This is a genomic window from Photobacterium sanguinicancri (genome assembly GCF_002265265.1).
In the GTDB taxonomy this organism is placed as follows: Bacteria; Pseudomonadota; Gammaproteobacteria; order Enterobacterales; family Vibrionaceae; genus Photobacterium; species Photobacterium sanguinicancri.
The window spans coordinates 1-9,232 of record NZ_NOIF01000197.1 but is presented as its reverse complement, the minus strand read 5'-3'; the positions used below and the strand labels follow the sequence as shown (position 1 = coordinate 9,232).

The 9,232-nt window shown below is 43.4% G+C and carries 10 protein-coding genes; 7 read left to right on the top strand and 3 right to left on the bottom strand.

Features of this window, described 5'->3' with window-relative positions; translation table 11 throughout:
• Positions 1 to 173: 173 nt before the first annotated feature.
• Both ASV53_RS20695 and ASV53_RS20690 read left to right on the top strand, forming a co-directional pair.
• On the top strand, positions 174 to 1,205 hold the full coding sequence (locus ASV53_RS20695; protein ID WP_094958491.1) for a porin: 1,032 nt from the start codon (positions 174 to 176) through the stop codon (positions 1,203 to 1,205).
• Between the two features lie 139 nt (positions 1,206 to 1,344).
• Positions 1,345 to 1,992, top strand: a complete 648-nt coding sequence (locus tag ASV53_RS20690; RefSeq protein WP_094958490.1) for a YccT family protein — start codon at positions 1,345 to 1,347, stop codon at positions 1,990 to 1,992.
• A gap of 188 nt (positions 1,993 to 2,180) precedes the next feature.
• Here the strand turns inward: ASV53_RS20690 and ASV53_RS20685 are convergent, their stop codons facing one another.
• Positions 2,181 to 2,546, bottom strand: coding sequence for a TraR/DksA C4-type zinc finger protein (locus ASV53_RS20685; protein WP_094958489.1), 366 nt, complete (start codon positions 2,544 to 2,546; stop codon positions 2,181 to 2,183).
• A gap of 754 nt (positions 2,547 to 3,300) precedes the next feature.
• On the opposite strand from ASV53_RS20685, the gene ASV53_RS20680 reads away from it, so the two are divergent.
• From ASV53_RS20680 to recR, 5 genes are all read left to right on the top strand, one after another.
• Positions 3,301 to 3,690: a YbaN family protein gene (locus ASV53_RS20680; protein ID WP_062689851.1), complete on the top strand. Its 390-nt coding sequence runs from the start codon at positions 3,301 to 3,303 to the stop codon at positions 3,688 to 3,690.
• Positions 3,691 to 3,789: 99 nt separating this feature from the next.
• On the top strand, positions 3,790 to 4,335 hold the full coding sequence (apt, locus tag ASV53_RS20675) for an adenine phosphoribosyltransferase (protein WP_094958488.1): 546 nt from the start codon (positions 3,790 to 3,792) through the stop codon (positions 4,333 to 4,335).
• Positions 4,336 to 4,482: 147 nt separating this feature from the next.
• Positions 4,483 to 6,696, top strand: a complete 2,214-nt coding sequence (dnaX, locus tag ASV53_RS20670; protein ID WP_094958487.1) for a DNA polymerase III subunit gamma/tau — start codon at positions 4,483 to 4,485, stop codon at positions 6,694 to 6,696.
• 64 nt (positions 6,697 to 6,760) lie between these two features.
• Entirely contained in the window at positions 6,761 to 7,090 is a 330-nt protein-coding gene (locus tag ASV53_RS20665) for a YbaB/EbfC family nucleoid-associated protein (RefSeq protein ID WP_062689856.1), read from the top strand.
• A 3-nt stretch (positions 7,091 to 7,093) separates the two neighbouring features.
• Positions 7,094 to 7,696, top strand: a complete 603-nt coding sequence (gene recR, locus ASV53_RS20660; protein ID WP_062689858.1) for a recombination mediator RecR — start codon at positions 7,094 to 7,096, stop codon at positions 7,694 to 7,696.
• A gap of 81 nt (positions 7,697 to 7,777) precedes the next feature.
• Here the strand turns inward: recR and ASV53_RS20655 are convergent, their stop codons facing one another.
• Both ASV53_RS20655 and ASV53_RS20650 read right to left on the bottom strand, forming a co-directional pair.
• Positions 7,778 to 8,323, bottom strand: coding sequence for a regulatory protein ToxS (locus ASV53_RS20655; RefSeq protein WP_062689860.1), 546 nt, complete (start codon positions 8,321 to 8,323; stop codon positions 7,778 to 7,780).
• On the bottom strand, positions 8,314 to 9,174 hold the full coding sequence (locus tag ASV53_RS20650) for a winged helix-turn-helix domain-containing protein (protein ID WP_094958486.1): 861 nt from the start codon (positions 9,172 to 9,174) through the stop codon (positions 8,314 to 8,316). The genes ASV53_RS20655 and ASV53_RS20650 overlap by 10 nt, the downstream gene beginning before the upstream one ends.
• Positions 9,175 to 9,232 lie beyond the last annotated feature (58 nt).

Below are 9,232 nucleotides of genomic sequence, written 5' to 3'. Positions count from 1 at the left end.
TTTTTGAACTATTTGACACTTAGGCGAAAACTCTGTCAGGATAGCTCCGCAATCAAATTGCTTTAGATGATTATTCTTTTGGTATTAACCGGGTAGTCCTCTAAAAAAACATAATAGAAAAGGAATTCTGGAAATAGGAATTCCATTCCAAATAAGAAAAGGCAGTGGATCTCATGAAAAAGACTCTTTTAGCACTTACAGTTCCAGCACTTCTAGTAGCAGGTTCTGCTTCTGCAGCAGTATCTCTATACGACCAAGACGGTACACAAGTTACTATGTCTGGTGCTGCTGAAGTTCAATATCACCTAAAAGCTGAAGAAGCAGCGGCAGATCAAGATGCTAAAATCCGCATTGATGACGGTGACCTAGCACTACGCGTTCAACACGAAGTTAACGCAAATCTATATGCTCTAGGTGCTATCGAACTAGCTATCGGTGAAGGTAAAGATAACAAAGGTTCTGGCGCTACAGGTACAGGTGACGTGATTAACGACGGTCTATACGTTGGTCTAGGCGGTAACTTCGGTGAAATCACTTTCGGTCGTCAATTAGCAATCATCGATGATGCAGGTGTTGGTGTTGATATCGAACTGAAAGACACTGCTGGTGTTAGCTACGAAGATACTGACATGGATCAGTACATCAAATACCGCTTCAACGGCGAAAAATTCTGGGCTGGTCTTGGTTACAACATCGCTCAAAAAACTGACGGTAAGAAAAACGATGAGCTTCTAGAAGTTGCAGCTGGTGTACCGTTTGGTGATTTCGAAGTACGTGGTTACTTTGGCGCTTATGAAAACGAGCAGTACTCAATTAAAAACCCTGCAGATGAAAGCAAGCAGCTTATCGTAGGTAAGGAACAAACAGCTTGGGATCTAGAGTTCGTTTACGCAGCGGGTCCAATCTATGTTGGTGCTCTTTACGGTCAATCTAAGAACACTATTAATAGTGTAGATACAGATATCCAAACTTGGGAATTGGCTGGTTCTTACACACTTGATAAGAACACATTTGGTCTAGGCTACGCACAAAACTCTGGCGATGCTAAAACTGATGACGCAATGAACATCTACGCTAACGTTGCGCACCAACTAACAGTTAACACTCGTGCATACGTTGAAGTAAGTTACGAAGATTTCTACAACAAAGCTGGTCAGTCTAAAGATGACATCGGTTACGTAGTTGGTATGGAAGTTAAATTCTAATAACGCTTTTAGCGAATTAGGAACTAATATTTCCCCCTATATGTAAAAGCCGCCTTCGGGCGGCTTTTTTCGTTTATAGTCGGGGGTAAACGATCCGTTAGTTAGTTTGGTATTTTGACGCTTTGAAGGAGTAAAGGTAATGAAAAAAACGATTGTTAGCTTAGCCTTAGGTATGCTGCTTGCCGCGACGGCACAAGCAAATACGTTAGAAACGGAATATGGTCTGTCAGTAATGGCAATCAATGGTGTTGCAGTAAACAGTGATAATGCCATTGCCGACAATACTTACAACATAGCCGAAGGCAAAAATCAGGTGGTTATCCGTGGCGAAAAAATGCTACGTCGCGGCACCAAAACGGAACTTTTCAGTACTAAACCTTTTATTATGAGTTTTGACAGCACTGATGATGTGGTTATTCGTTTTCCTGACGCGGCCAATAATTACCGCGCTGCTGAAACGGAGTTTCGTGGCGATGCGCCCAAGTGGAGTGTAACTGTCGGTAGTACAGCTTTGCCGTATCAAGCGGAAGTACTACCTGGTGGTGGCGGTTTTATTCCTTACTCGGACATTGAGGCGTTAGTTGCTAGCTATAACCAAGGAAAAGGTATCGCTTTAGAGCAAGGTAAGCCAACCAATATGACTAAAGCGGCTGTTGTGGTTAACGATGCAGGTGAAGTCACGATTACAGGTGACTCATTAGCCCAGCTTAAATTGTGGTATACCAAAGCATCAACAAAAGAGAAGAAGGCCTTCAAGATTTGGATGGCAGAGCAAGAGTTTAAGTAAGCGTCATAATCTGTGGTATATGCCACAGCTATCGAGTGTTTAAAGCATGCGTATAAGCTGCATTTATGAGTAAAGTGCAGCTTGACGATGCCTTTTGTGAACTTTCACTTTTAGCGTACTTAGAATAGCATCATCAGATCCTATGCATTCATCATGATTATAAGCCCGCACTAGCGGCGTTTTTCAAGCTAGTCATCATGGTGGTATCTGCTATGCTCGCGACATGCACGGCAACGTGGCTGAGCAGGATCTTTTAAAAGATCGTCGGCTTCAATTTCTTCCTCGCAATCGGCACATAGGCCATACATACCTAAAGTTAAGGTGCATACCGCGGCATCCACTTTTTCTATTTTAGCCGCAAGATCTAATAACGTTGGGATGTAAGATGACTTCGCCATTTTTATTAGTTCATTCAACTCTAACTTTTTCATTGCGGTGAGGTTTGAAATCAGTGCATTTGATATGACTTCATGTCTGAGTGATGCAGCCAAGGTTTCGTATTGAGCTTCTAAATTATGTTGAAGCACATCATCTATTCTCTCTGGGGTAGCCATAATCTTTTATTCTTTTTGTTTTATCGTCTTTTTAGTCTAAATCTCTCTAGATTCATTATCCTGATTTGAATCAAACCATTATAAATCTTTATAGTGAAGATCATATATATCCCTACTTTCAGTTGGTTTTTGTCGGTGATGTCCTCTTATATAGTGTTACCGCGATAAACATCCATAGAGATGCGCCTGCCTCATCACATTGTGCGAGGTTGGATTTGGTAAATTCAGCTCATATGAAGCGAATATATGTGCGTCATTATCTATGATGCTGTGTTTTCGCCGTTTTCTATCATAGAAAGGAATATATAAAGGAAATTAAGATGGAATATGGATATAAAGAACCCTACAACGCGTTGTATTTTATTGGCTTAATTGTTGCTCTATTATTGCCAACATTACCCGCTAGTTTGACACTGCTCGATATTATTGCCCGCTAGCAGAATAACAGTTTTGTCGTCAGGCATTGAAGCGTTATATCCATCATGGTATTGACTATGATGGATATTCTTTTTTGGTTTTTTTAGATTGGATTTAGAGTTAACTATTTCATACTTAACTGTTTATAGCGACGAATGGTGTTACTGATGAATAGCTTTTATAAACGCGCTTTCTAGTCGCATTTTGATACAGATTATTCGAGAGAACAGCTTAATTCTTGCTCTTGTTATACTAAGAATACGATAGAATCATATCGCTCAAATTTCAGGTGCTTATTGGCATTGCATTGATTAGGTTTGTGAAGGCGACGAGTGGAATGATAAAGCGATTTATATTAATAGCATTTGGTTGGGTTTGTGTCGTCTTAGGTGTTCTGGGCGTCTTCTTACCTTTGTTGCCAACAACCCCATTTTTATTATTGGCTAGCGCCTGTTTTATGCGTGGTTCACCACGACTGAACTTGTGGTTAACTACCCATCCAACTTTTGGTCCTATTTTGCATAATTGGCATCAACACGGTGCTATTTCACGTAAAGTAAAACGACGCGCAAGTATCATGATCGTGGCGAGTTTTGCTTTTTCTATCGCTGTAGTACCTCTTGTATGGCATAAAATGATGCTGATTGTGATCGGAGTAACTTTGTTAGTCTGGTTTAATCGTTTGCCCGTTGTCGAGTCGGTTGCTCCTCGCCGCGAAAATTACTAATATTGCGGGCTGATTGCGTCCGCTGCTTGTTTTTGCAGTCGACGTATTGTTTGCGTAAAACCCTAAACTCATTATTAGGGTAGGGTATGGAATACAATTATGACTCAAGATAAGCTAGCTCTAATCAAAAATAGCATCAAATCAATCCAAGATTACCCTAAGCTAGGTATTCTTTTTCGTGATGTTACTAGCTTAATGGAAGATCCTGCGGCTTACCGTGCAACCATTGCCGTGCTGATTGAAAAGTATCAAGATCAAGGCATCACTAAGGTGATTGGTACCGAAGCGCGCGGTTTCTTATTTGGTGCGCCTTTGGCATTAGAGCTTGGCGTAGGTTTTGTTCCTGTTCGTAAGCCTGGCAAATTACCTCGTGAAGTGATTGGCGAGAGCTATGAGCTAGAATATGGTCAAGACACGCTAGAAATCCATGTTGATGCGATCAATGAAAACGACAAAGTATTGTTGGTTGATGATTTACTAGCAACGGGCGGAACAATTGAAGCAACGACCAAACTTGTTCGTCGTTTAGGCGGTAAAGTAGAAGATGCTGCTTTCGTTATTAACCTACCCGATATCGGTGGTGAGGCACGTTTGAAGACTTTAGGCCTTAATGTGTTCAGCATTTGTGACTTTAGTGGTCACTAATCGTTAAGCTTGATGCTCAATGTCTTCACCACTGCTGTGTAATACGCACCAGTGGTGAAGTATTGGACGCTCAAGCTAGAGTCCTCTCGCGCCAAAATCCTCCCTGTGCTAGCATTGAAATCTTGATTCAGTAAGGTTAAATAATTCATGAGTTATCAGGTTTTGGCTCGCAAATGGCGACCACATCAATTCGACGATGTGGTAGGTCAATCCCATGTCTTAACGGCTCTGGCCAATGCACTTGCCCATGACCGACTTCACCACGCATATCTTTTTAGCGGCACTCGTGGTGTCGGTAAAACAACCATCGCACGTATTTTCGCCAAAGGGTTAAATTGTGAACAAGGGATCACGGCATCACCTTGTGGACAGTGTTCGACGTGCCGTGAAATTGATGAAGGTCGCTTTGTTGATTTATTAGAAATCGATGCGGCATCGCGAACCAAAGTAGAAGATACTCGTGAGTTGCTCGATAACGTGCAATACAAACCTGCTCGTGGCCGCTTTAAAGTGTACCTGATTGATGAGGTGCACATGCTATCTCGTCACAGCTTCAATGCGTTATTGAAAACACTGGAAGAGCCACCGGAATACGTTAAGTTTATCTTAGCGACCACCGATCCTCAGAAACTGCCAGTCACGATCTTATCGCGCTGTTTACAGTTTCACTTGAAGCATTTAGATGTCACCCAAATACATGATCAACTTGCGCATGTCTTAACGCAAGAGCAGGTTGATTTCGAACCGCGAGCGCTTAATTTATTAGCCCGCGCCGCTGATGGTTCAATGCGTGATGCGCTTAGTTTAAGCGACCAAGCGATTGCGCTTGGTAATGGCAGTGTAGGAACAGAATCTGTTGCTATGATGCTAGGAACGCTAGATACCGATCAAGCATTACAGTTACTTGAATCTGTTGCTCAAGGCGAGGCACAAGCTGCGATGGCGAGTGTGGCATCGTTAGCGGCCATTGGTGTTGAGTGGGATAGCTTATTACGTGAATTAGCAGCACAGTTGCACCGTGTAGCCCTTCACCAAGCTTTGCCTGCATCGTTAGATGAATCTGCCCCTGATGCTGAACGTATTGCTGCATTAAGTGGTGCTATGTCGCCGCAAGATGTACAACTGAGCTACCAAATTGCCTTACAAGGCCGTCAAGATTTAGCTTATGCACCAGAAGGGCGAACTGGCTTAGAGATGGTCTTGCTGCGTATGCTTGCGTTTAGACCTATGTCAGGACAGGGGATCACTCCGCAGTCTATTAATGTCCCTGTGACCGAGCCTGTTGCGGCTACGCCACCAACGCAAAGTATGCAACAACAGCCAAATGTTCAAGCTGCCCCTCATTCATCACCTGCACCAATGTCGGGTGGAATGGAGCGCATGCAAGCATTAAAAGCGAAGATGCAACCGTCTAGCTCGGTAAGCTCAATGTTGCCTTCTGCGGAAAAGGTAACAACACGACCAGATGCGATGCCTTTAAATTCGCAGCCTGCGTCATATAATGAGCCGCCACAAACACAGCCGATTCAAACACAGCAGCCATTGCAACCTATCGCGCCGACAGCGCAGAGTAATACGATGGTAGAGCCCCAACCTATGGCGGCTCCTGTACAGCCGCAATCAGGTGTCTCAGGTCTATTAGCGGCACGTAATGGTTTACGTAGTCAGAAAAACCGAGGTGAACAGCCAGCAGGAAAAAAGTCTGAATCGGCACCCGCCAAGAAAGTCGCAACCAATGTTTTAGATCGTATAGCGACTAAAGCAAGAAATGGCCATGGCCAAACTGCGATGTCGGTGTCGAATTCATCCATGCCGCCACATTTAGCTGCGCAGCAAGCGCCACTTGAGCCTGAAGAATACCAGTGGAAGTCGACGCAAGTCGTCACCGAACCGGAATCTAAGGTTAAGGTTGCCCCACGCCAGATAAAGCAAGCGTTAGAGCATGAAAAGACGCCCGAAATGACAAAACAACTTGTCAATGAAGCGGCAAATCAGGATAGTTGGTCAGATTTAGTGACTAAGCTTAATGTGGGACGTTTAGTTCAACAATTAGCACTAAACTCTGCGTATCAGCAAAGTGAACACAAGGTCACTCTGCAATTACGTCAAGCGCAAGCGCATCTCGATAGCCCGAAGGCGCGAGAACAGTTACAAGAAGCAATTGGTCACTTGCTAGAGCAGCCGATTGAATTAGCGATTGAATTAAGTGATGAAGGGCAAACGCCGCTGGAATGGCGAGAAGCGATTTATCAAAATAAATTGGGTCAAGCGAAGCAAAGTTTGCAGCAAGACCCCCATGTGAACTTTATCTGCCAACGCTTTGCGGCTGTAGTAGATGAAGAGAGCATTCGACCGATTTAACTGCAGTCATTATCAGTACTGTGGTATAGCGTGAATATTAACCAGACCAATAGAGAGAGATAATATGTTTGGTAAAGGCGGTATGGGTAACATGATGAAGCAGGCGCAGCAAATGCAAGAGCGCATGCAAAAGATGCAAGAAGAGATCGCTAACATGGAAGTAACGGGTGAGTCCGGTGCAGGCCTTGTTAAAGTTACGATCACTGGTAGCCATAGTGTACGTCGTGTTGAGCTAGATGATAGCCTAATGGAAGACGACAAAGACATGCTTGAAGATCTTATTGCAGCGGCATTTAACGATGCTGCACGCCGTATTGAAGAAACGCAAAAAGAGAAAATGGCTGGTGTTACAGGTGGTATGAACTTACCAGCTGGCTTGAAGTTGCCTTTCTAATCAATGCGTACCAGTCAATTACTGGAACAATTAATGGAGGCCCTTCGTTGCCTGCCTGGGGTTGGTCCCAAGTCAGCACAGCGAATGGCCTTCAGTTTGTTACAGCGCAATCGGCAAGGTGGTCTTCAACTTGCTGATGCTCTAAGCCAAGCCATGACAGAAATTGGACACTGCCAACAGTGTCGAACATTCACTGAAGAAGAGGTATGTGCGATTTGTGCTAACCCTCGTCGTCAGGAATCGGGGCAGATTTGTGTTGTAGAAAGTCCCGCAGATATTGTGGCTGTTGAATCAACAGGACAATTTTCTGGACGATATTTCGTACTCATGGGACATCTATCGCCGTTAGACGGTATTGGTCCATCAGACATTGGTTTGGATCTTTTGGAATTTAGACTCCAAAAAGAGACCATCAGTGAGCTGATTTTAGCGACTAACCCAACGGTGGAAGGTGAAGCGACAGCCCATTACATTGCAGAGCTTTGTAGTGAGTATGATGTACCTGCGAGTCGAATCGCGCACGGTGTCCCTGTTGGAGGGGAGCTGGAATTGGTGGATGGCACAACGTTATCACATTCAATTGCTGGCCGTCAGAAGCTGTATTAGGCAAAACATGCTAACAATAAAAAACCGCACTCACGTGCGGTTTTTTTATGTCTTGTTTTGCTGCTTAAACAGACAAGTGACTTACAACGAGTAATACACGGTTGAGCCGTATGTCAGACTGGTTAGCAGTAAGCTCTTTTCATTTAGAACATCAATGCGTCGACTTTGGCGTGCATCCATACGGAATATTTTTCTGATCGCTGTTAGCTGCTTTTTCTGGAAGTCTTTATTTGTACCCGAAGTAATGTCTTTAAACTCTGAAGGTTCCGTCAGTAAATAACCACCACTGATATTCCAAACACCTGATTCAGAGATATGTAAGGTCAGTGGTTCTTCATTATCACTGTACAGCTTCATGAGTGTGATTCGAGAATAATTCTTGTTAGGCAGATAAACCATGTGGCTTGTTTGCTCAACGCGACGAAGCACTAATAGTTCATTATCGAGCAACTTTTCTTCAATACGGCTTACGGTATTTGATTGCCATTCACGCGACATAATCAGCTGTTCTTGCTTATAGTCACTTGAATAATATAGCCAGCTACTGAACACCGTTGATATAGCCAAGATCAGGTATGGCCAAAAGCGTTTAAAAATGGTTGAGGCAGAACTTTTTTTTATTTGCATAACTGGTCGTTATCCTCTTGGCTTGATAACAAACGTAACGTCACATTTTCAGTAGGCGTATCAATACTATGGATATAGTTAATCCAAACTTGGTTTTGTTGGCCACCAGTCGCAATCACTTCGATAGGGCGTTTGTTTTCTGGGTGATACTCAAGGTAATGAGCGACACAGCTACGAATCATTGGCTCCCAGTTACTTAAACCGGGGTGATTATTAGGTGCAAGAACAGGAATCCCTTCTACTTCTGTTATTTGGTTAAAAGCAGCAGATTTAGGTGGGTAACTATTATTGATAATTAAAGGTAGCAACAGTGCTAATGCCAGAGCCAACCAACCGAATAAGTTCACACGTTTATTTATGCTTTCTGATGATGTAACTGCGTGGTGAACCGTATTGTCAACTGGCGTCGTTTCGCTTTCAGTCGCTTTATTTGACGTCGTCGGGATTTGGCTTACGAGGTCTTCTGCAAATGTTTTTTCAGGTTTTTCGGGTTTTTCAATGTGCGCTAAATGCTCAGAAACGGGCGCTATCATTTGATAACCGCGTTTAGGTACTGTTTTTATAAAATCGGGTGATTTGGTTGAATCTTTAAGCGCTTTGCGTAGCGTTGAAATAGCCTGGGTTAGGCTAGAGTCATCTACCTCAAAACCTTGCTCTCGCCAAACAAAATCATGGAGTTGGGTGCGTGTGATGATTGCGCCAGGCTTTTCTATCAAAAGGCTGAGGGCGCGGCTTTCATTACTGCCTAGGCGAGTAAGTTCATCATTTTCAAGTTGATCAATTAAGCTGTTGTCGTAAGGGTCAAAAAGGAAACGCTTACCAATTAAGAACTTAGTGGAGGTGTTATGCATTTTTAGCCCCAGTGAAACAGTTTAGGCACTTATATATCATAATTCCCTGAATATAATC

Excerpts from the sequence above, each read along its gene's own strand:
- ASV53_RS20695 (WP_094958491.1), top strand. The coding sequence starts at position 174 with ATGAAAAAGACTCTTTTAGCACTTACAGTTCCAGCACTTCTAGTAGCA.
- ASV53_RS20690 (WP_094958490.1), top strand. The coding sequence starts at position 1,345 with ATGAAAAAAACGATTGTTAGCTTAGCCTTAGGTATGCTGCTTGCCGCG.
- ASV53_RS20685 (WP_094958489.1), bottom strand. The coding sequence starts at position 2,546 with ATGGCTACCCCAGAGAGAATAGATGATGTGCTTCAACATAATTTAGAA.
- ASV53_RS20680 (WP_062689851.1), top strand. The coding sequence starts at position 3,301 with ATGATAAAGCGATTTATATTAATAGCATTTGGTTGGGTTTGTGTCGTC.
- apt (WP_094958488.1), top strand. The coding sequence starts at position 3,790 with ATGACTCAAGATAAGCTAGCTCTAATCAAAAATAGCATCAAATCAATC.
- dnaX (WP_094958487.1), top strand. The coding sequence starts at position 4,483 with ATGAGTTATCAGGTTTTGGCTCGCAAATGGCGACCACATCAATTCGAC.
- ASV53_RS20665 (WP_062689856.1), top strand. The coding sequence starts at position 6,761 with ATGTTTGGTAAAGGCGGTATGGGTAACATGATGAAGCAGGCGCAGCAA.
- recR (WP_062689858.1), top strand. The coding sequence starts at position 7,094 with ATGCGTACCAGTCAATTACTGGAACAATTAATGGAGGCCCTTCGTTGC.
- ASV53_RS20655 (WP_062689860.1), bottom strand. The coding sequence starts at position 8,323 with ATGCAAATAAAAAAAAGTTCTGCCTCAACCATTTTTAAACGCTTTTGG.
- ASV53_RS20650 (WP_094958486.1), bottom strand. The coding sequence starts at position 9,174 with ATGCATAACACCTCCACTAAGTTCTTAATTGGTAAGCGTTTCCTTTTT.